Origin of the sequence: Acetobacter estunensis, from assembly GCF_019083805.1 — a bacterium.
GTDB classification, from domain to species: Bacteria; Pseudomonadota; Alphaproteobacteria; order Acetobacterales; family Acetobacteraceae; genus Acetobacter; species Acetobacter estunensis_A.
This window is the reverse complement of the sequence record NZ_JAHRDV010000009.1, coordinates 103,559-124,905: the sequence shown is the minus strand read 5'-3', so window position 1 is coordinate 124,905 and position 21,347 is coordinate 103,559. Positions and strand designations below refer to the sequence as shown.

16 protein-coding genes are annotated in these 21,347 nt (G+C 60.5%); 5 read left to right on the top strand and 11 right to left on the bottom strand.

Annotated elements, in window-relative coordinates; genetic code table 11:
• Window positions 1–127 precede the first annotated feature (127 nt).
• The 4 genes from proS to KUA11_RS12100 all read left to right on the top strand — a co-directional run bounded on the left by proS (window position 128) and on the right by KUA11_RS12100 (window position 4,386).
• Window positions 128–1,399, top strand: coding sequence for a proline--tRNA ligase (gene proS / locus KUA11_RS12115; protein WP_217410547.1), 1,272 nt, complete (start codon window positions 128–130; stop codon window positions 1,397–1,399).
• Window positions 1,399–2,646 carry a lipoprotein-releasing ABC transporter permease subunit gene (locus KUA11_RS12110; RefSeq protein ID WP_217410536.1) on the top strand — a complete coding sequence of 416 codons (1,248 nt, stop codon included), beginning with the start codon at window positions 1,399–1,401 and terminating at the stop codon, window positions 2,644–2,646. Before proS ends, KUA11_RS12110 begins: the two co-directional genes overlap by 1 nt.
• Window positions 2,639–3,319, top strand: a complete 681-nt coding sequence (locus KUA11_RS12105; RefSeq protein WP_217410535.1) for an ABC transporter ATP-binding protein — start codon at window positions 2,639–2,641, stop codon at window positions 3,317–3,319. The genes KUA11_RS12110 and KUA11_RS12105 overlap by 8 nt, the downstream gene beginning before the upstream one ends.
• A 95-nt stretch (window positions 3,320–3,414) precedes the next feature.
• The gene (locus KUA11_RS12100; protein ID WP_254454892.1) at window positions 3,415–4,386 is read left to right on the top strand and encodes a L,D-transpeptidase; all 972 of its coding nucleotides are present in this window, start codon (window positions 3,415–3,417) and stop codon (window positions 4,384–4,386) included.
• A 430-nt stretch (window positions 4,387–4,816) separates the two neighbouring features.
• On the opposite strand, the gene KUA11_RS12095 is transcribed toward KUA11_RS12100, so the two are convergent.
• The 10 genes from KUA11_RS12095 to fliI form a co-directional block, all read right to left on the bottom strand.
• Complete coding sequence (locus KUA11_RS12095) at window positions 4,817–5,386, bottom strand: hypothetical protein (RefSeq protein ID WP_217410534.1); 570 nt, start codon at window positions 5,384–5,386, stop codon at window positions 4,817–4,819.
• A 2-nt stretch (window positions 5,387–5,388) separates the two neighbouring features.
• Complete coding sequence (locus KUA11_RS12090; protein ID WP_217410533.1) at window positions 5,389–6,834, bottom strand: AAA family ATPase; 1,446 nt, start codon at window positions 6,832–6,834, stop codon at window positions 5,389–5,391.
• Window positions 6,835–7,337: 503 nt separating this feature from the next.
• On the bottom strand, window positions 7,338–8,909 hold the full coding sequence (locus KUA11_RS12085; RefSeq protein ID WP_166314755.1) for a 2-isopropylmalate synthase: 1,572 nt from the start codon (window positions 8,907–8,909) through the stop codon (window positions 7,338–7,340).
• Between the two features lie 289 nt (window positions 8,910–9,198).
• A complete protein-coding gene (locus tag KUA11_RS12080) occupies window positions 9,199–9,660 on the bottom strand; it encodes a hypothetical protein (RefSeq protein WP_166314758.1) in 462 nt (153 codons plus the stop codon).
• Between the two features lie 307 nt (window positions 9,661–9,967).
• Window positions 9,968–10,294 (bottom strand): thioredoxin TrxA, encoded by a 327-nt coding sequence (trxA, locus tag KUA11_RS12075; protein ID WP_166314761.1) that lies wholly within the window; start codon window positions 10,292–10,294, stop codon window positions 9,968–9,970.
• A 92-nt stretch (window positions 10,295–10,386) separates the two neighbouring features.
• Window positions 10,387–13,905 (bottom strand): double-strand break repair helicase AddA, encoded by a 3,519-nt coding sequence (addA, locus tag KUA11_RS12070; RefSeq protein WP_217410532.1) that lies wholly within the window; start codon window positions 13,903–13,905, stop codon window positions 10,387–10,389.
• The gene (addB, locus tag KUA11_RS12065) at window positions 13,902–16,988 is read right to left on the bottom strand and encodes a double-strand break repair protein AddB (protein WP_217410531.1); all 3,087 of its coding nucleotides are present in this window, start codon (window positions 16,986–16,988) and stop codon (window positions 13,902–13,904) included. The genes addA and addB overlap by 4 nt, the downstream gene beginning before the upstream one ends.
• Window positions 16,985–17,470, bottom strand: coding sequence for a tRNA (adenosine(37)-N6)-threonylcarbamoyltransferase complex ATPase subunit type 1 TsaE (tsaE, locus tag KUA11_RS12060; RefSeq protein ID WP_217410530.1), 486 nt, complete (start codon window positions 17,468–17,470; stop codon window positions 16,985–16,987). Before tsaE ends, addB begins: the two co-directional genes overlap by 4 nt.
• Window positions 17,471–17,715: 245 nt before the next feature.
• Window positions 17,716–18,147: a flagellar export protein FliJ gene (gene fliJ, locus KUA11_RS12055; protein ID WP_217410529.1), complete on the bottom strand. Its 432-nt coding sequence runs from the start codon at window positions 18,145–18,147 to the stop codon at window positions 17,716–17,718.
• Between the two features lie 32 nt (window positions 18,148–18,179).
• Window positions 18,180–19,583 (bottom strand): flagellar protein export ATPase FliI, encoded by a 1,404-nt coding sequence (gene fliI, locus KUA11_RS12050; protein ID WP_217410528.1) that lies wholly within the window; start codon window positions 19,581–19,583, stop codon window positions 18,180–18,182.
• A 187-nt stretch (window positions 19,584–19,770) separates the two neighbouring features.
• Here fliI and KUA11_RS12045 point away from each other — a divergent pair, with 187 nt between their 5' ends.
• Window positions 19,771–20,514, top strand: a complete 744-nt coding sequence (locus KUA11_RS12045) for a response regulator transcription factor (RefSeq protein WP_166314779.1) — start codon at window positions 19,771–19,773, stop codon at window positions 20,512–20,514.
• Window positions 20,515–20,521: 7 nt separating this feature from the next.
• Here the strand turns inward: KUA11_RS12045 and thiD are convergent, their stop codons facing one another.
• Window positions 20,522–21,346 (bottom strand): bifunctional hydroxymethylpyrimidine kinase/phosphomethylpyrimidine kinase, encoded by an 825-nt coding sequence (gene thiD / locus KUA11_RS12040; protein WP_217410527.1) that lies wholly within the window; start codon window positions 21,344–21,346, stop codon window positions 20,522–20,524.
• Window position 21,347: the final 1 nt, after the last annotated feature.

Below are 21,347 nucleotides of genomic sequence, written 5' to 3'. Positions count from 1 at the left end.
GGGTGGGCAGAAAACTGCGGGACAGGCGCATGCGCGACAACTCTCGTGACAGAAATGCAAGGCGTTGAAACAGCGTCACCCAACCGGATGACATCGGAAGCGTAACTGTTCTCCCACGCGGGCGCAGATCGCGTCGCACCGTCTCATGCTGCGCGCCGGTCTGGTGCGTCAGACGGCTTCGGGCATCTACACCTGGTTGCCGGCGGGTCTGCGCGTGCTGCGCAATATCGCCAATATCGTGCGCGAAGAGCAGGATCGTGTAGGCGCGCAGGAAGTGCTGATGCCCACGATCCAGTCCGCCGATCTGTGGAAGAAATCGGGTCGTTACGATGCCTATGGCCCCGAGATGCTTCGCATCAAGGATCGCCACGAGCGCGAACTGCTGTACGGGCCGACGAACGAAGAGGTCATCACCGACATCTTCGGGCAGGCGGTGAAGTCCTACAAGGAACTGCCGCAAGTTCTCTATCAAATCCAGTGGAAGTTCCGTGACGAGGTGCGTCCGCGCTTCGGTGTGATGCGGGGCCGCGAGTTCTACATGAAGGACGGTTACGGCTTCGACATCGACTACAAGGGCGCGGTCGATACCTATCGCCGCATGATGCTGTCCTACCTGCGCACTTTCCAGCGTCTGGGCGTGCGTGCGGTGCCGATGGTGGCCGATACAGGCCCGATCGGCGGCGATCTGAGCCATGAGTTCCTGATCCTTGCCCCCACAGGGGAGAGCGGCGTGTTCTATGACGGCGCGCTGGACACGCTGGACTGGCTGGCCGATCCGGTGGACGTGGATAAGTCCGAGGATCTGGAGCGCTTTTTCAACAACGTTTCGTCCTATTACGCCGCAACGGACGAGAAGCATGACGAGACGGCGTGGGCGTCCGTCCCGCAGGATCGTCGCCGTGAAGGACGTGGCATCGAAGTCGCGCACATCTTCTATTTCGGCACCAAATACACCAAGTCGATGGACATCACGGTGACGGCGCCGGACGGCTCACCGGTTCATCCGGAGATGGGATCGTATGGCATCGGCGTGTCGCGTCTGGTGGGCGCGATTATCGAAGCCAGCCATGACGAAAACGGCATCATCTGGCCGGACAGCGTCGCTCCTTTCAAGGGTGCGATCCTGAACCTCAAGGTGGGTGACGAAACCTGTGACGCGGTGTGCGAGACGATTTACAACAAGGCTCCCATGCAGTTCCTCTATGACGACCGCAGCGACCGCGCGGGCGCCAAATTCGCGGACGCGGATCTGATGGGGCATCCGTGGCAGATCATCGTCGGTCCACGTGGGGCCAAGGAAGGCAAGGTTGAACTCAAGCGCCGTGCCACGGGCGAGCGGTTCGAACTGTCCGTCGATGAAGCGCTGGCGAAAGTGCTCGCTCCGGCCGCGGAGGGCTGATGTTCAATGCCTTCGAGCGCGCCGTTGCCGGGCGTTACCTGCGCGCCCGCAAGGGGGAGCGGTTTGTCTCGGTCATCGCCATCTTCTCGCTGGTGGGGATCGCGCTGGGCGTGGCTACGCTCATCATCGTCATGGCGGTGATGAACGGGTTCCGCTCCGACCTGATGGGCCGCATCCTTGGCCTCAACGGTGATCTTTCGCTCTACGGTGTGACGCGCTCGATCACGGATTATGATGATGTGGCCGCACGGGTGCGCAAGGTGCCCGGCGTGGTCAGTGCCACGCCGCTGCTTGAGGGGCAGGTGCTGCTGAGTGCCGGCAACTACAGCGCCGGTGGTGTGGTCCATGGCATGACAAGGCAGGGGCTGACGGATCTGTCGGCGGTCAGTTCCTCCATTATTGCCGGCTCGCTGGATCAGTTCGATGGCGATGACGCTGTGGCCATCGGTGTGACGCTGGCGGATCGTGCGGGGCTGAACATCGGCTCACAGATCACGCTGGTCTCGCCCAATGGCGCGGCGACGGCGTTCGGCACGATGCCGCGTGTGCGGGCCTATCATGTCGTGGCGATCTTTGACGCGGGCGTGAACGATTACAACGCGGGCTATGTGTTCCTGCCGCTCAAGGCGGCGCAGGTCTATTTCCAGATGCCCAATGCCGTCAGCCAGATTCAGGTGATGACGAAGGACGCCGAGAATGTGCGGCCCATCACGCAGGCCATCGTGAACACGCTGCGCGATCCGCGCATCCGAGTGCTGGACTGGACCCGCAGCAACAATGCGTTCTTCGGCGCCGTGCAGGTCGAGCAGAACGTGATGTTCCTTATCCTGACGCTGATTATTCTGGTCGCGGCGTTCAACGTCATCTCGTCTCTCATCATGATGGTGAAGGACAAGACGGTGGACATCGCGGTTCTGCGCACGCTTGGTGCCACGCGCGGGGCGATCATGCGCATCTTCCTGATGTGCGGCGCGTCCGTCGGCGTGACGGGCACGGTGCTCGGCACGCTGATCGGTGTGGTGTTCTGCGGAAACATCGAGCGTATCCGTCAGCTTTTGCAGAAACTGACGGGCACCAACCTGTTCAACCCGGAGGTCTATTATCTTGAGCATCTGCCCGCCAAGCTGGTGTGGGGACAGGTGATCGAGGTGATTGTCATGGCGCTGGGCCTGTCGCTGCTGGCGACGCTTTATCCTTCATGGCGTGCGGCCAAGACGGACCCGGTGGAGGCGCTGCGTCATGGCTGAGGCGGTGATGCATCTGCGCGATGTGGCGCGGGAGTTCGTCAGTGGTGACGAGACGCTGCATGTCCTGCGCGGCGTAAACTTCACGCTCAACGCGGGTGAGACGGTGGCGCTCGTGGCCCCATCCGGCACGGGTAAGTCTACGCTGCTGCATGTGGCGGGACTGCTGGATCATCCTGACAGCGGCACTGTGCGGATTGCGGGCAGGGACGCGGCCAAGCTGCCGGATGGTGAGCGCACCGCTATCCGCTGTTCCGAGATCGGCTTTGTCTATCAGTTCCATCATCTTCTGGGCGAGTTCACGGCGCGTGAGAACGTCATGCTGCCGCAGATGATCGCGGGTGTGTCGAAAGCGCAGGCGCGTGTGCGGGCGGACGAACTGCTCGGCCTGTTCGGGCTGGGACACCGGCTAAACCATCTGCCGGGCAAGCTCTCGGGCGGTGAGCAGCAGCGCGTCGCGATTGCCCGTGCGTTGGCCAATGCGCCCTCGATCCTGCTGGCGGACGAGCCGACCGGCAATCTGGATGTGGCGACGGCCGATGTGGTGTTCGATGAACTTCTGCGGGTGGTGCGGGGTTCCGGTCTGGGAGCGTTGATCGCCACCCATAACGACGATCTGGCGCGGCGCATGGATCGGGTGGTGACGCTGCGCGACGGTGTGCTGGTCGAGCTATAGGTGCCCTCGCGGATATGTGAGGGGTGTTTCACCTGTCGGTCATTGTGGTGCATCATAAACGAGACACAACAGGCCGGTGAAAGGGCAGCGAGAGAATGAGGGCTTTGGGAGCGGCGGCGCTGGCCGTGACGGTGGCAGCGTGGTCTTCACCCGCCTTGTGCGAAACAGCGGGCGAGACGACCGTACCCACCGCCGGTTCCCTGTCCGCCATGGGCGAGACGCCGCCCACAGCGCCCACCGATCCTGCCTCTTCTGTCGTGCCGCCGGAGAGCGTTCCGGCACCGCCACCCGTGATCGTGCCGCCTCTGCCGTCGCTGGACGATGACGCCGCGCGTGCCGAGGCCATGAAACTGTCTGTCGCGATGCGTCGCGAGGTCGTGGGGGTGCAGAAGCTGACCGCCGATCAGAAGGCGAAATGGGTGAAACTGGCGCAGAACCAGATTGCCCTGTCCGATTTTCGCATTACCCGCGCGCAGGTGATTGCCGTTGTGGATCGTAACCCAAAGGTGCAGCGTCTGGCGCTCATTCTTGCCCTGCCGGACACGACCGACTGGATGGTGATCGGCAGCGTGAAGGTTTCCACGGGCACAGCGGGCCGCAAGTATTACTACATCACGCCGACGGGCGTGTTTCCCAACACAACGGATCGTCTGGGTTACCGTGCCGAAGGGACGAAGAACGAGAACGGCATTCGGGGCATTGGTGCCAAGGGAATGCGCGTGTGGGATTTCGGCTGGCACAATGCGGTGAAAGGGTGGCTCACCAAAGGTGAGACGGGCGACATCCGGCTGGAAATGCACGCCACGGACCCGCAGTTCCTTGAATGGCGGCTTGGGCATCCAGCGTCCGAAGGCTGCGTGCGGATTCCGGCGACGTTCAATGTGTTCATGGATCATCACGGTCTGCTCGACGTCGAATATGAGCAGGCAGCGAGTTATGATCCGCGGTTTAAGGCGTTGTTGCCGAAGGACCGGGAGCCGTCTCCGATTGCAGGTGAGGCGCTGGTGGTGGTGGATTCTGGTGAGGTGCCAAGTGATCGGGCGTTGCTGGAGGCGCGGAAGGCTTAGGGGGAAGGGCGGCTTTCGCCTACTTTACGGACCTAGCAGGCTGGTTCTTGTTTCCAGTAAGCGGACATAAACGCGCTTTCGCGTAGTCGATCCTATTTGAAACTATTGTTATGGGGCAAAGGGGTCCCTTCATCAACTCTTGACGAATGGCCTCCCACTCACCACGCATGCCGAGCATCAAATAATAATTTTGGGGCGATAGCGACCGTCACACACGGTTGAATGAACGGCAGAAAACGTCATCTGAGCGTACCCCTCCCTGATCGCCTGTCTGCTCAGCGCGAACAGAGCCGACCAGAGGCAGGCGCCCTCAACTCAGATACCAGTTTTTCCTCCGAGAAGCGGACATTACTTTACTCTATCTGTCGGGTTGGTGTAACAATCTGCTGAAGTGGAGAGGCTGATAGCCAAAAAGAAATAGATCCCGAAGTTAGGAAACAAGACCAAAATCGCAATCTCCTAAAACTCGCTGCTTTTTAATGATTTGGGCAGTCACTCCATGAGGCAGAGAAACTCTATGTGAATGCCACTCTCGCAGGCCTTTTTGAAATCCTCCTCCTACGAGAGGTTTTAACATGATTGGGCTGGAAGTGGTTGGAGTATTGATGGATGACGTATTATATGCCAAATAAACAAATATATTTTGTGGCCTATTTTTTAATAAAATCCCAATTACTGCCATTGCAGAAAGGTACATTCCAATCCACTGATCAATTACCTTTATAAAACAACTAATACCAACAGAACTCTTCATTTCAACAATGTGCAAATTCAATACATTATCGTTCTCAGTAGTGAAAAAAGCAGCTTCAGCACATTTTCTATTCTCCAAAGACCAGATTACTGGTGAATGGTCTTTGGCCTTGATAAAGATTGCAGAATGATCTGACGAAAAGAAACATGTTCCTTTGCCGTCAGTGTTTTTTTCCTCGATTCTAATGGGCTCTCTAGGGTTAACTTTATAAACAAAATCATTACTAAATAAATTTAAATACTCCATTTTTAATTCTCTTCCAGGCTTTCAGTTATATAAAATGTTTCTTCCGCTAATTTTATAAGTACCTTATTTAAAGATTCCGCGACAAACCCCGTTGGTGTAAGATTTAGTTTTTCTGCAACCGTGCGTCCCTCTTTACAAACAAAATCATAAGCAGATATTTTATTTCTTTGAATTTCCTCATCGGGGAGAAGAGAAAATTTTCTTTTTAACTCATCCTTTTCGGGGTGATCAGATATACAAATTAAGTTATTTATTTGTTGTATAAACGTATCGCTATGAGTAGTTATGAGTATGTCATTCCCAGCATTGACAAATTGAGCAAGATGTTTAGCCATCTCACGTTGTGCCTCAAGATGAAGATGGGCTTCAGGTTCTTCAAAAATTAAGAATATTGGAGAAGACATCTGACGTTGGAATATGCTCAATGCAGCAAGTTCAGTCACGAGAGAGGAGGTGGAAGATAAAGGTATAGCTCTATTGGTACCGTTGGGGGTAAAAAGAAAAGTACCTTGTCTTCTTCCGGTCGAAATGCTCCCATTTACTAATTTTGATAGTTGATTCCGTGATACTTTCTCGTTTTTCTCAGTTTGTTGATAAAAAAGATGACGGCGTCGGAGGCTTTGTCTAGCCAAATTCATTGCAAAATTTCTAATTGGGGCAGGCAATCCAAGTGCATCCTCCTCAATTTCAGCGGCAGAGTTATTATCGGCTCTCTGAACGGCTCCATCTATAAAATAATTTAAAGCCAGCATAATACCAGTTCTGGCTGCTGGAAGGTAAATTATATTGCTTAATTTAGACCATCTATCTCCAAAGCAGCTATATCCAATTAGCTTTTCGACTATTTCTTTTTTTACTTTTTCAATAATCTCAATATCAGCATTTATAGAATTTCCGGATATGGAGAATATTATTTTTTCATTTTGAATGATATTCACATCCCAGCTATTCTCTATGAATTCAAGGACATGCGTCTCCTCTCCCTCTCCCTCTTCCTCTTCAAAATTAAAAATCACTTCTTCTCTCTGTTCTTCATGTTTGAAGAAAATACCAATATCGAGAGGCGATGTGTGTTGGAAGTTTTCAATTGTTATTTTGCTTTTTTCAAATCCAGCATAACCTATAGCCTCTGCAAGTATCCGAGGAAGTCTAGCATTAAAATCATTCAAGAATAGTCGCTGCAATTCATTCAAAGTTTCTGCGGCCATTGTATAACGGAATTTCGTATCGTTTGGTCTTTCCCAAGCACGTCTTATAACATCATCAAGCTTCGGCGTGTCCAAATGAAAGCGACTTACATCTGCTGTCTTCAGTTCGTTTATTAGAGACCAAATAGAAGCGGCTGCGTACGTTTTACCGCTATCATTCTTACCTAAGAACATCATCCATGAATCTAGCGAAATTTTCGCTTCCGAAATTCTTCCGATGTTTGTGAGCAGAATGTGCAAATTATTTTCCTTAGTGCTGCCGAAAAAATCGTGGTCTTTAATCAAAAGCTCTCTGATTATATCTATCCTTAAAGACGATGTATAGACTCATTAGCTATTGTAGCGCTCGTTTAACAAAGCGGACAAGGAGCGGAAACTGGTCGCACCCATCGGATATCAGATCTTGGCCGTCAAGGTCGCCAACGTGAGGGCGACTTTTGTAAGGTGATCAACGCGATACGCCGTAATGTTCATTTACCAGTTCCTGAACTGTCACCATCCTTTCGACCGATGTGGGGCATAGCTTTTCTCTTCTTAAGGACAATTCATTGTGAGTATGATTTATCCCTCTTAGATAATGTCTTTTTCCTGATTTTCACAAATCTGACATTCCGCTCCCCCCCCACAAAGCGGACATAAACATTGCCTACAAAACGGCAATTTAACCCCAAACCAACCCACAAATGTCAGCAACTCTGACTAGATGCCGTCGGGGGCAACCGCGCCCCCGACATCACTCCCCATCAAGCCGGCAGCGCTTCCGGCTCCGCCCGCGTCCGCTTCACCAGCAGCTTGTTCAGCGCGTGGACATAGGCCCGCACGGCGGAGACCACCGTGTCCGCATCTGCGCCCTGACCGTCCACCATCTTGCCGTCCTCTTCCAGACGCACCGTGGTGCGGGCCTGTGCGTCCGTGCCTTCGGTTACGGCGCCGACCGAGAACAGGGCCAGACGGGCATCGTGCGGGAAGGCGTGGCGGATGGCGTTGAAAGCCGCGTCCACGGGGCCATTGCCGGTGGCGGTGGCTTCCACCAGTTCGCCGTCGATTTCCAGTTCCAGCGTGGCTTCGGCGGGACGGCGTGAACCGCCTTCCACATCCAGCGCGAGGAAACGGATGCGAGCGTGGTCGCGCACTTCGTCATCGACCAGCGCCACGATGTCGTCGTCGTAGACGACCTTCTTGCGGTCGGCCAGATCCTTGAAGCGCTGGAACGCTTCGTTCAGCTTGTCATCATCCAGCGTGTACCCCAGCGCCGCCAGCTTGTCGCGGAACGCAGCGCGGCCGGAGTGCTTGCCCAGCACCAGCGAGGACTTGGACCAGCCCACGCTCTCGGGTGTCATGATCTCGTAGGTGGCGGCGTTCTTCAGCACGCCGTCCTGATGGATACCGCTCTCATGCGCGAAGGCGTTGCGCCCGACGATGGCCTTATTGGGCTGCACATCGAAGCTGGTGATGGTGGACAGCATCCGCGACAGCTTGAGCAGCTTCGTGGTCTCAATGCCGGTGGTGTAGGGATACTGGTCGTGGCGCGTGCGGATCGCCATGACGATCTCTTCCAGTGCCGCGTTGCCCGCGCGCTCGCCAATGCCATTGATGGTGCATTCCACCTGCCGTGCGCCGCCGCGCAGGGAGGCCAGCGTGTTGGCGACACCCAGACCCAGATCGTTGTGGTTATGGGCCGAGAAGATGACCTGATCCGCGCCCGGCACGCGCTCCTTGAGCATGGAGAAGATCTTCTCCATGTCCTCGGGCGTGGCGTAGCCCACGGTGTCGGGGATGTTGATGGTGGTGGCACCCGCCTTGATGGCGGCCTCCACGCAGCGACACAGGAAGTCCGGCTCGGTGCGTGAACCGTCTTCGGCGGACCATTCCACATCCGCGGTCAGGTTGCGGGCGGCTTTGTTGCCCGCGGTGATGATCTCCAGAACCGTCTCAGGCTCCATCCGCAGCTTGTATTTCATGTGCAGCGGAGAGGTGGAGATGAAGTTGTGGATGCGTCCGCGCTCGGCATGGGCGATGGCTTCGCCTGCGGCTTGAATGTCGTTCTTGCCGCCAGAGCGGGCCAGCGCGCAGACGACGGCGCCCTTGGCCACGCGGGCGATTTCAGCCACGGACTCGAAATCACCTTTGGAGGCCACGGGAAAGCCCGCTTCGATCACGTCCACGCCCAGATCGGCCAGCGCTTCGGCCATGCGCAGCTTTTCCTCCAGATTCATGGAGAAGCCGGGCGACTGCTCGCCATCGCGCAGCGTGGTGTCGAAAATGAAGACGCGGTCGTTGCTGACGCGGCCGAAGGAAGGATGTTCGAAGGTCATGGATGCCTCGGAAGTGACGTGTCTTGGTCCCTGTTTCGTCCTCGCTTACGGACGAAACGCTCTGCTCGCAATATCCCCTGGGCGTACCGGCGTCGGGCCAGTCTGCTCGCTCAGGGGCGGATAAGTCGAAGGAGAAGAAGCTGGGAGAGGCCGCACGCGGTCGTGGCGCGAAAGCGCTTCATCGACTCGGAGGTGGTGCGGACGGTCGTCATGGAGGCATTACATACAGAATCGAGGCGGCGTTGCAACCACAAGACGCCGCCTCCCATCCTGCGCGGGTAAGGCGCGGTCAGTCCTGCGGCACGAGGAAGCTGCCGTCATCCAGCCGGATGGCGTGCTGAGCGGCGTGGGCGCAGGTGGCTGTGCGGACATCGTCGGGCAGGGTGGAGAGATCCGTCATCTGCCCCGCTGCCGTGGTCAGACGACCGACGCCACCGGCCGGATAAGCCGGATCGCCCTTCACGTCGTCACGCTTGGCGAGGGAGCGTCCGACGGAGCGGACGGTCGTGTCATCGTCGATGCCGTGGGCATAGCAGTAATACATCAGGCCGGCGACATTGCCGACGGAGGCGTTGTCCACGGACGGCCCCGGCCCAACCTTCACTTCCGGCAGAGCGACCTTCACGTCAGGAAGCGTGATGCCGCTGTCATCGGTCTTGGTGGTTGTGTCGGCGGCGTGAGCGGCGGGCACGGCGGCGGCCAGTGTCAGGCAGCCGAGGGCGGCGAGGGCGACCTTGCGCACTGTGTTCATGGTTAACCTCCTGAAAATCCGAACAACGGGTGCAGTGTTCGTTTCTCGTTGGAGGGCGGCAAGGGTGCTACGTGCCGGTCTGTCATGCGTATGTCAGGTCTTTGCCTCGGTCGGAACGCATGGTGAGAAGAGAAAATAGCTTCAGAACTTGAAAGTGTACTGAATTTGTACGGTTATTTATCGCTCAAGCATCTGTGAATACGTGTGCGGTAGTGGGGTTGGCGTGCTGTCACCTGAAATGCAAAACGGGAAGCAAGGCACCAGCCCGGCTTCCCGTTTTTACATGATGTCAGTGGGGAAAGGTGGCTCAGACCAGCCCTTCGACCCATGCCTTGAGCTGGCTCTTGGGCTTCGCGCCAACCTGCGTTTCCACCGGCTTGCCGTCCTTGAACAGGATGAGCGTGGGAATGCCGCGCACGCCGAACTTGTTGGGCGTTTCCGGATTGTCGTCGATGTTGACCTTGGCGACCGTCAGCTTGCCCTTGAACTCAGCACCGATCTCATCGAGCGCTGGGGCGATCATCTTGCACGGACCGCACCACTCGGCCCAGAAATCGACCAGAACGGGGCCGGACGCCTTGAGGACGTCGTTTTCGAAAGAGGCGTCGGTGACGGCGACGGTGTTCTCGCTCATAGGTGTGTTCCCTTGATGGTGTGTCTGCACAGTTGGGGGTTGGCGGGACAGGGTCAAGTGTCGGCGCAGAGAAGAGTGGTCAAACGAAAATCTTACCCCGGCGCGTATTCATCCAGTAATGCATCGGGCAGCCACATGACGGAAGGCGTTTCCGTCCACACGAGAGCACACCGTATCTCCCGTGTTGGATGGAGCGCGTGCAGCAGGGCGCGGTAGGCCGCCATCTGGCGTAGATAGAGCACGGGCGTGCGGTCCACGGACACGGGCGGTTTGCGGTTGGTCTTGAAATCGCACAGCAGCACGGCGTCGTCCGTGACGACCATCCGGTCCACCTGACCCACGATCACGCTCTCTCCCACCACACCGGCCAGACGCTGCTCGGCACGACTTGCGGTGCCGAACAGGGGCGCGAGTTGCGGGTCGTCCATCACCTGAAGCACGCGGGCGACCAGACGCATCGCTTCCTGATCGTCCAGTCCGTTGCCTCGGCGACGCAGCCAGTCATAGGCGATGTTTGTGCGGTCGTTGGCGGGACGTTCCGGCAGGAACTGAAGCAGCGCATGTACGAGTGTGCCACGTCGGAAGGCCGCTTCACGTGCGGCATTGGGCGTAAGCGCCGCCAGATCGAGCGGGGAGCGCGAGGCGGGACGTTCTCCCAGCTTCACGTCGTCGGGACGGCTGGGAGAGAGCGGACGTGCCAGCGGCGGTTCGATGGGCGGCGGTTGGGGTGTCCAGTCCGGTGCCGTGCCGACCCATCTGGGCAATGGCGCGGGAAGTGGGCGTTCCGCAACATTGCGCGGTCTGCCCGCCGTGGTGCGGGCTTCCTCGATCACCAGTTTCTCACCGTCCCAACCCAGATCGAACGGTTCGCTTTTTGCGCCTGCGGAGGTGAAGCCGTCCACGCAGCGGGCATACCAGCTTTCGTCACCCAACGTGCGTGGTTCCCAACCGCAGATCACGAGCCGGTCGCTCGCACGGGTGAGGGCCACATAGAGCAGCCGGTTATACTCCTCGGCCGCCCGACGCTTCACGTTCTCAGAAAGACTTTTCGTAAGATCGGTGGCGACATCCGCACGGGGAAGGAACACGGGCAGGGGAGAGGTATCGCCTTGCCTCTCAAGCCAGAGAAGATTCGTGTCCGAGCGTGGTGCGCCGATGGTGTCGGGCAGAATGACCAGCCGCGCTTGCAACCCCTTGGAGCCGTGCGCCGTCATCACCCGCACGGCGTTCCCACCTGTGTCTGGCTCACGTTTTACGGATTCGTCCGAATTGCGCAGCCAGTGAAGAAAACCTTGCAGGGATTGGGCGTGGGCGTCCTCGTAACGCAGGGCGGCGGAGAGCAACTCGTCGATCGGCTCTGCTGCTTCCGGGCCGAGACGGGCGAGAATACGTGCTCGGCCGCCAAGATTTCCCAAAGCAGCCGTCAGCAGTGCGTAGGGCGAGATGTAGTCCACCTGCCGGAACAACGTGGAGAGGAAGCGCCACGCAGCGGCCCAGTCGGGACGTTCGGCATGGCGTTCGCGCAGGACCGTCCATAACGGCTCGCCTTCACGGTCCATGGCCAGCGCCATCAGGCTGTCGTCGCTCACGCCACCAAGGGGCGATGTCAGCACGCAGGCCAGCGTCAGATCATCCTGTGGCAGAAGCAGCGCATCGCACAGCGCCATCAGATCCTGCACCACGGTCTGATCGGCAAGTCCTGTGCGCACGAGGGTCGCCACCGGCACGTCCACCGATTTCAACGCCCGGATGAGCGCGCCGACGAAGGGAGAGCGTCGTGGCACCAGAACCAGCACATCGGCAGGTGTCAGCGGTGCTTCACCGGGTTCGGGTGGACGCAGAAGTTCGCCTGCGATCCAGCGCGCCAGCGTTTCAGCCAGCTTCTGACGAGGCGAGACCTGTGTTTCATTTTTTACAGCCGGCGCCCACGGATCCGGCGCGGTGTCCTCGTTGTTTTCACCGTTCTCGCGCGGCACGATCGGCCACAGCTCCACCCGCCCGCCCTCACCGGGGCGCGCACTTTCATGGCGTGGCATGTTCTCACCCGGTTCCGCTACGCCTCGGGCGGCGAGGGGATGGCTGAACACGGCGTCCACAAGCGTCAGCACGGGCGCTGTGGAGCGGAAGGAGACGGTCAGTTGCGGTTCACGCCAGATTTCTCCCGCACTCTTCACACGTTTTTCAAAACGCTTTCGCCATGTGTGGAAAGCGTCCGGGTCCGCGCCCTGAAAGCCGTAGATGGATTGCTTGTAGTCACCCACAGCAAAGATCGTGCGTGGTCCGAACGCGGGATCATGGCTGCCTTCACCGGAGAAGAAATCCGACGTCAGGCCACCTGCGATCCGCCATTGTTCGCGCGACGTGTCCTGTACCTCATCGAGCAGAAGATGATCGATGCCACCATCGAGTTTGTAGAGCACCCATGCCGCACCCGGATCGCGGAGCAGGTCGAGCGTGCGCAGGATCAGGTCGTCATATTCCACCTGTCCTCGCAGGCTTTTCCCGGTGCCATAGGTTGTGAGAATGGGCGCGGCCGTGCGCAGAAGTGCGAAAGTGAGATCGGCCACAATGGCCGCGCGGCGCAGGTCTTCCACATGCAGGATGCGGGTGGCTTCAGTGGAAAGACGCTCGGCGATGCGTTCATGAGAATCGGCAAATTTCTTGTTCAGACCGGCATTCTTGCGGGGTTCACCCTTGGCCGTAAGGAAAAGCCCGCGCCATGTGGACCAGTCTTTTGCACGTTCGGGTGGATGCTGCGAGAGCCAGTCCAGCATCGCGGTGGCCATACGGCGCACACTGTCGGAAGCCTCTTCGGCCACCACACGCAGATCAGCGCGCAGGGAGTCCTCGTCGGGAATGGCGGCACAGGCATTAAGAACAGGATCGTCCGTGCTGTCATTGGGAAGTTTCAGGCCTTGGCGCAGAAGTGCGCGCAGCCGATCCGGATCGGTCGTGGCCAGTGTCAGGGCTTCACGCGAGAGATCGGTGGTGCGCAGTGTGGCCAGCAGCTTCGTCAATTCGGACAGCGGCACACGCGCCGCCAGTGTGGCCAGTTGTTGTGCTGGCAGACGGGCCAGTTCGGTTTCTGTTGCGCTCTGTAAGGCAAGAGTCGCGTCCGTGTCTTCCAGCAGCGTAAAGTGCGGGTTGATTGCGGCTTCCAGCGGAAAGCGGCGCAACAGCGACTGACAGAACGCATGGATCGTGCCGATACGCATCCCGCCCGGCAGGTCCAGCACGCGGGCGAACAGGGCGCGCGCCTCCTCGCGGGCGGAGGTAGGAACGTGCAAGGCGCGCAGCGCGGCGTCGAGCTTTTCGTCCGATAGTGTCACCCACTGGCCCAATGTGCGCTGGAGCCGCACGGCCATCTCGGCCGCTGCCGCCTTGGTGAAGGTCAGGCACAGGATGCGGCCGGGATTGGTGCCGGGGATGAGCGGCCCAAGCGGGTCATGCGGGTTTTCGCGCGGCAGCATCAGCCGCAACAGTCGGTCGATGAGCAGCTTGGTCTTGCCGCTGCCGGCCGAGGCGGAGACGAAGACGGAGGCGTTCGGGTCGGACGCGGCGTCCTGCTGGGCGCAGGCCAGCGCGATGGTGGAGCGGAACGGAGACGTCATTCGCTGCCCTCCTCGCGGGCAGTGCTCCACTCGGCCACGCGGGCGAGCTGGGCGTAATCGGCAAAGCGGGGCTCATTGCCCGGATGGGGATGCGACAGATAGGGTTGGGCGAGGCTGTCATAGGCCACAACGCGGCGGCGCAGACTGTCCCATGCGTTTGCGGCCAGATCGGCCAGTGTCTGGTCTTTGTCGCGGATCGGGCTTTCCTCGCCTGCCGGTGTGCCGCCGGTCAGCCGCCAGTAAAGCAGGTCGGCCAGAGAGAGGTCCGCGCCTTCGGGAAAAGCCTTGTCTACATCAGGAAAGGCTCCAAGCGTGAGCATGGCCGCTTCAAGAGGAAGCTGCGGGTTCCATCCGCCGATGACGGCCTTGTTCGAGGGCACTGTGCCGGTCTTGTAGTCCAGCAAGGTCAGGGCTCCCTCAGGAGAAATATCGATCCGGTCCGCGCGGCCCGTCAGAGTGAAGGGACCGCCGGGCGCGTCCGCGATGGTGGCACGGCCTTTCGTTTCGGTGACGATGGCGTGCGGGGCATCATCTTTTCGTCGGGCGGTTTCTGTCTCGGCCACCCAGTCCGCGATGCGCAGCAGCCGTGGACGCCACCATGCGGCAAGGGCGGGGCGCAAATCGGCTTTTTCCAGTGTCGCAAGAAAGGTGCTGCGGAGCGAGGCGGCAGCGTTCTTTGGCCAATCCGTGCCATGTTTGCCGAACCATTCATCCAGCGCGTCATGAACGAGTGTGCCGTAATCGGACGCGTCCACGGATTGTTCCAACGGATCGAGCGGGCGCAGTTTCAGCACGTGCTTGGCGTAGATGGCGTAGGGGTCGCGCATCCATGTCTCGATTTCGGTCACGCTCATACGGCGGGGGCGGTCTTTTACGGGCGGGCGGGGTTCCGGTGGGGGAGCCGGTTGCGGTGGTCCTTCGGGCCGGTCGATGCCACCCAGCCAAGATTGCGCCGGATGGTCCACAAGCTTCTGTCCGCGTCCGGCAAGGAAAGCTTCCAGCCGCACGAGCCATCGCGCGGGAACGGCGGGGGCGCCGTCACGCCGCGCGGGGGTGGAGAGCACGATTTCACGTGCGGAGGCCACGCAGGCGGCGAAATCATGCGCGGCCTGTCCGATGGCCTGTTCCGGCACGGGCAGACCGACACGCGCGCGCATCGGGCGGCTGAGCCACGGACCGGGATCGGTGGCGGGGGGCCACACGCCTTCGACCAGTCCGCCCAGCACCATGACATCGGCGTTCTGGAGGCGGGCTTCGGTCAGTCCCCATATAAAGACGCGCGGATGCAATTCCAGCGTGGTGTCCCCCTGTCCGCGCAGGGCGCGCCGTCCCGGGATGCGGGCTTCGGTGAACACGGCGCAGAGCAGGCCGTCCACCACGGTCCATGGCTGGTCGGGCAGGATGTCGGTGGCCGTCAGCAGGTCCGACAGGCTGGTGGCGAGCGCATTGCCGTCTTCACCGCGCCAGAGCCGGTCCGCGCCAGTTGCGTCATCGGTGGCGGCCAGTGCCTCGGCGGTAGTGAGGAGTGCCGTGATGAAATCCGGCAAGGAGTGGTTTTCCCGTGCGGCGTCCATCGCGGGGGCGAGGCAGTCTTCCAGTCGTGTAAGAAAGTCGTTCAGTGGGCGTGGCGCATCGGGCTGGTCGGCGGAGGTGCCGTCCGGGGCGTCGGGCGTGCGGGAAGGGTGCTGGGCGATGTCGTGAGCCCGCGCGCGCAGCCCGTCCAAACCGGGAGCCGGGGCGGGGCCACGCAGAAGGCGGCGTTCCAGCAGGCGAGCGGAAGCGCGGCAGGCGCCGGGTGTCAGCCCGCAGGCGACGAGAGGATGCTTGAGCAGGGACAGGAGCGCCACGGGGGCGAGTTTCTCGTCCACGGCCTGTGCGATGAGCCGCAGCAGCACCGCGACGGGTGTGGAGATGAGCAACTCGCCCGCCGAATCGTCCGCCAGAATCCCCCAGCGGCCGAGTTCGGCGGCGACACGTCCAGCCAGAGCGCGGTCGGGCGTTACGAGGGCGGCCTGCTGCCCTTTTTTCTCGATGGCATCGCGCAGAATGAGCGCAATGGCGGCGGCTTCCTCTTGCTGGTCGGCAGCGTTCAGGCGGGTGAGACCGCCGCAATCCACGCGGGCCGGATCGGCGGCCCAGTCGGACAGGGCCTGTGCGGGCAGCAGGGCGCGGGCGATAGTGTGGCTGCGGGCGGCGAGCCGGGCGCGATGCGCCGCGTCATCGTCCACCACGGAGGTCCATTTCTTCACATCGTCGCGCCGGACATCGAGGGCCGCGAGCAGGTGGGATAGACCGGCCTGTGGGTGACCGTCCGGCAGGGAGGCGAAAATCTCCCCCTCCATTGCGAGATCCAGTCCCGGCAGGATAAGTTCGCCTTTTGGATGACGCAGGATGCCGCGCAGAGCTTCGACGGTGGCGGGAAAAGCATTGGTGAAGCCTGCGGCCCACAGCCGCCCGTCCGGATGAGCGGCGGCGTGTCCGGCCCAGTAACCGCCCTGCGCCTTGAGCAACGCGACCTGCCGGGCGATGGGGTTCATCAGCCCCTGTTCGCGCAGCCAGTCGGGCCAGACTTTCGTGACGATTTCGAGGAATCGCAGCGTGACCTGCCAATGTTGTGCGAAGCCGTCCGCCACCGCATCGGGCAGTCGTTCGGCCAGGTCCACGCCTGCCCATTCCGCTTCATCCATCAGATCGACCAGAGCGCGGGCCAAAGGCCATGCCTGATCGAGCATCGGACGGGTGCCGAAAGCCTCGCCGGCCTGAAGCACCAAACGCGTGAGCACCGCCAGACGGCGCATCGGCGGCACGGCGGGAGGCAGCAGCAGGCTGTCAGGATTGGCGAGAGCTGTTTCGGCCTCATCGAGACCGCCCACGGGCATGATGCGTGGCAGAAGAAGGGCGCGGCCGTCGGCCTGCCGCAGGAAGGCTTCCGTCAGGGCACGCGCGGCGCGGCGTCCGGGCAACACGATCGTGCCGTCGCCGATACGCTCGGGGTCGTGGTCCACGCCCGCGCTCCAGCGGGCGGCTATCTCATCGAGAAAGCGAAGATGGGCCGGGATGGTGACGATACGGGGAGCGGTCATGCCAGTGGGAAATCCTCGGACAGTGGGCGGTTCTCCCAGCCGCTCAGTGTAGCGGTGCGGGGCGTGTCTTCATCCTCGTTTCTGTCGGGAGCCGGGTGCGGCGTGAGCGTGAGATGCAGGGCCGGCGTGGGGGTGAGGTCTTCCAGCCGCTCGGGCCATTCCACCAGCACGATTCCGTCGCGCGCATCCTCCCATCCAAGTTCTTCCAGTGCTTCCGGTCCTTGAAGCCGCCACAGATCGAAGTGCCAGACGGCACCTTTGGGCGAGTCATAGGTCTGCACCAGTGTGAAGGTCGGGCTTGGCACGTCCAGCGAGGGATCTTCGCACAGTGTCTGGAGGAAAGCGCGGGCGAACACGCTCTTTCCTGCTCCCAAGGGGCCGGAGAGCAACAGCGCGTCGCCCGGTTGCGTGACATGGGCCAGGGAGCGGGCAAGGCGTTCGGTGTCGGCCCGGCTGTCCAGCCGGAAAGTGCGGGCGGTCATGGGCGCGTCATCCCGTCTGGGTGTGGGCGAAGGTGCGTGTCGTCGTGTGTTACCTGTCACGCATGGGCTTGTGCAGGGGGTGAAGCCTGATGCCATCCAATGTGATGGGTGTGTGCCTGAGACGACAAGATCAGAACGCTGCTCTTGAAAACCGATTATGTATTGAGAAAATCAGGGCGGCGGGATCAATGATCTCTTCCGGGTTCGGACAGCGCCCGGAAGGGCCATACATGCGTGTGTTGGCGTCAGTCCTGCGGAGAATGATGTTTTTGTGCGGACAAATCGTCCAGAGCCGCCTGCTCACGTTTTTCCGCCAGCACCTGTTGCTCTTTGGCACGTTTTTCCGCCAGCTTTTCCGCGACTTCCAGCGCGCTGCGGGCGAGATTGACGCGCATGCGGCAGGATTCCACCTCGGCTGTGGCGTCGCGTTCGCTCCGGCGTGCCCGATCGAGCGCTGCCCGACCAACGGGCAGCCAGCGGGAGTAGGCCTCCACGGCTTGATCGTTGGCGGCGAGATCAATAGCCGCGTTGCGTTCACGCACCATGTCCTGTTCCGCGTTCTTGACTGCGTCCGAGGCCGTGACGGAGCGGGCGAGAGCCTCCGAAAGAAGCTTTTTCGCTTCGTCGAGTTCCAGTCGTCTGATCTTGAGAAGCGAATCGAGCGGAGTGCGGGGCATGGAGGGGTTCCGGTTTTCAGAAGAAAAGAGTGTCAGGCCGCGTTAGTCGGCATGGCCGGTTCGGGAATCGGTGTCTCCGCCAGCGCATCCCGCAGGGCGGCGAAACTCTGTTCCAGCGTCGCGCGCTCATGGCGGTCCTGCGACAGAACGGCCTCGATCGCAGGCTGGAACCGGATGGCTTCGTCCACTGCGGGATCGGAACCGGGGCGATAGGCACCGAGGCGAATCATGTCGGCCATTTCGCTGTAGGTGGCGAGAATGGCGCGTGCCCGACGCGTCAGGGCATTTTCATCCGCCGAGTTGCAGCCGGGGACGGTTCGGGAAAGGGATCGCAGCACGTCGATGGCGGGATAACGCCCGCTTTCGGCAATGCGACGGTCCATCACGACGTGGCCGTCAAGAATGCCACGCACGGCGTCCGCCACGGGTTCGTTCTGGTCATCGCCTTCCACCAGAACGGAAAAGAGCGCTGAAATCTGTCCCGCCGAACCGTCGGGGCGCACAAGGCCGGGACCGGCGCGTTCCAGCAGGCGCGGGAGTTCCGCGAACACCGACGGCGGGTAACCGCGTGTGGCCGGCGGTTCGCCCACCGATAGGCCAATTTCGCGGAGTGCCTGACAAAAGCGGGTCACGCTGTCCATCAACAGCAATGCGGATTTGCCTTCGTCGCGGAAATATTCCGCGACGGTAAGCGCGGTGTAGGCCGCTTCCCGGCGCATGAGAGGTGGAGAATCGGAGGTGGCGATCACCACGACGGATTTCGCCAGTCCTTCCGGGCCGAGATCGTCTTCCACGAACTCCCGCACTTCGCGCCCGCGTTCGCCTACAAGAGAAATGACGGCCACGTCGCAGGCCGTGTTGCGGGCCAACATGGACATGAGAGTGGACTTGCCAACGCCCGAGCCTGCGAAAAGACCGAGTCTCTGGCCCTGACGACAGGTGGTGAAAAGATTCATCGCTCGGACACCCAGATCGATTCGAGGACCGAGACGGGCGCGCATCGTGGCATCCGGAGGAGACGCGCGGACGGGACAGGGACGGGGACCGGGAGGCAATGGTCCTTTTCCGTCCAGCGGACGTCCGAGCGGATCGATGATGCGACCCACCCACGCGTCCGAAATGCGCAGGCTGCCGCCGGGGCCATGCGCGCGGGGGCCGGTGAAGAACGGAAACCGCACTTCACTGCCATTGCCCAGCCCGTCGAGGCTGCCAAACGCCATGGCGCGTGCATGTTGTCCGGAGAAACCGATGATTTCGGCCGGGATTTCGCTGCCGTCGCGACGGATGAGGGTCACTCGGTCTCCCACCACGGCGAGTCCCCCAAGCCCCGCCACCGTGATGGCGAGTCCCGACAGCGCCGTCACCCGCGCGGAGACGAAAGCAGCGGGAATACGCGCCATAGTTGCATTGACGCGCTCGCATACATTCAGAGTCATTGGGCGAGGGTTCCTAAAATATGCTGGTTTTCTGCGGTCTTCAGATAGGTGTGTATAAAAAACAAGACGTTTTCCGTTTCATTAACGCGCTTCGAATTTCTTTATACACGCTTTACGTGAAATTTCCGTAGACGCACACAACCTGTGATGGTAACTAATGGTCAACAACGAACCGGGAGTTACAGGGATGCGTGTTCTGCTCGTTGAAGACGATACGGCAGCCGTCGGTGAAATCACTCAGGTCATGAAAGGGGCTGGTTTCACGGTCGATCATGTCGAGTCCGGAGAAGAAGCGGTCGAGATGCTGCGGCATTACGATTACGATCTGGCGGTGCTCGAACTGATGCTGCCCGACATCGAGGGATACGAAGTCGTGCGTCGGGCTCGCGCAGCCCGTGTGGCGACACCGATGATCGTGCTCTCGAGCCTCACGCGACCGCAGGCCAAGGTGAAGGCGTTCTCCATCGGCGCGGACGATTATCTGACCAAACCTTTCGATCCAGACGAACTGGTGGCCCGCATGCAGGCGATCCTGCGTCGTTCCAAGGGCTTCAGCGAGCCGACCCTGCGTGTGGGACCGCTGCATCTGAGCCTCGACAGCCGGGAGGTGAGCGTCAATGACGTGCCTGTGCATCTGACGGGCAAGGAATATGCCATTCTGGAGTTGCTGGTTCTGCGCAAGGGGATGGTTCTGACGAAGGATGCGTTCCTGAACCATCTCTACGGTGGCATGGATGAACCCGAGATGAAGATCATCGACGTTTTCATCTGCAAACTGCGCAAGAAGCTTCAGGCCGCAGGGGCTGGCAACGTCATCACCACAGTCTGGGGACGTGGTTACATGCTGCGCGAGCAGACGGCGGGGCGGGTGGAAAAGCCTGCGGAAACGGCGGCACCGGTGGCCGCGCACACCGAGACGGTCGCGGCCTGAGGAATGTTCAGGACGCGGAAGGCGCAGCCCCGGTGGACCACGCCGGACTGACCGTCACGCAGTGGTTGAGCGGTCCGGCACCCGCGCCATATCCGGGAGCCTGTTCGATGGTCATGCGCAGATACGCCCGCGCATTGATGACGGCATCGGACAGGGGCCATCCCTGAGCCAGTCGTGTGGCGATGGCGCTGGCGAGCGTACATCCCGTCCCATGGGTGTGGCGGGTCTCGATCCGCTCTGAGGAAAACGTCTCCACACCCTGTTCCGTGGCCAGCACATCCGTCAGAAGGTCACCGGACAGGTGGCCGCCCTTGAGAAGCACGGCGGGAGCGCCCTGTTCGCGGAGTTTTTTCGCGGCACTCACCATATCGTCCGGTGTTGCAATCGTCCGGTCCAGCAAGGCTTCGGCTTCTGGAATGTTGGGCGTCAGCACGGTGCAGAGAGGAAGCAGTTCCTCCGTCAGAGCTGCAACCGCTTCCTTCGCGAGCAGGGAGGCGCCACCTTTGGCCACCATCACGGGATCGAGCACGAAGGGAACATCGCGGTAGCGGCGGATCTCTTCGGCGACAACGCGAATGATGCCTGCGTTCGACAGCATGCCTGTCTTGAAAGTGTCCGCGCCCAGATCGTCGAGCACGCAGCGGATCTGTGTGCGCAGGAACTTGGGCGGGACATCCATTACGTCCATCACGCCCAGCGTGTTCTGGGCTGTCAGAGCCGTAATGGCCGTCATGGCGAATCCACCCAGCGCCGTTACGGCCTTGATGTCCGCCTGAATCCCGGCTCCACCGCCTGAATCGCTGCCTGCGATGCTGAGAACGCGCCCTTTCATG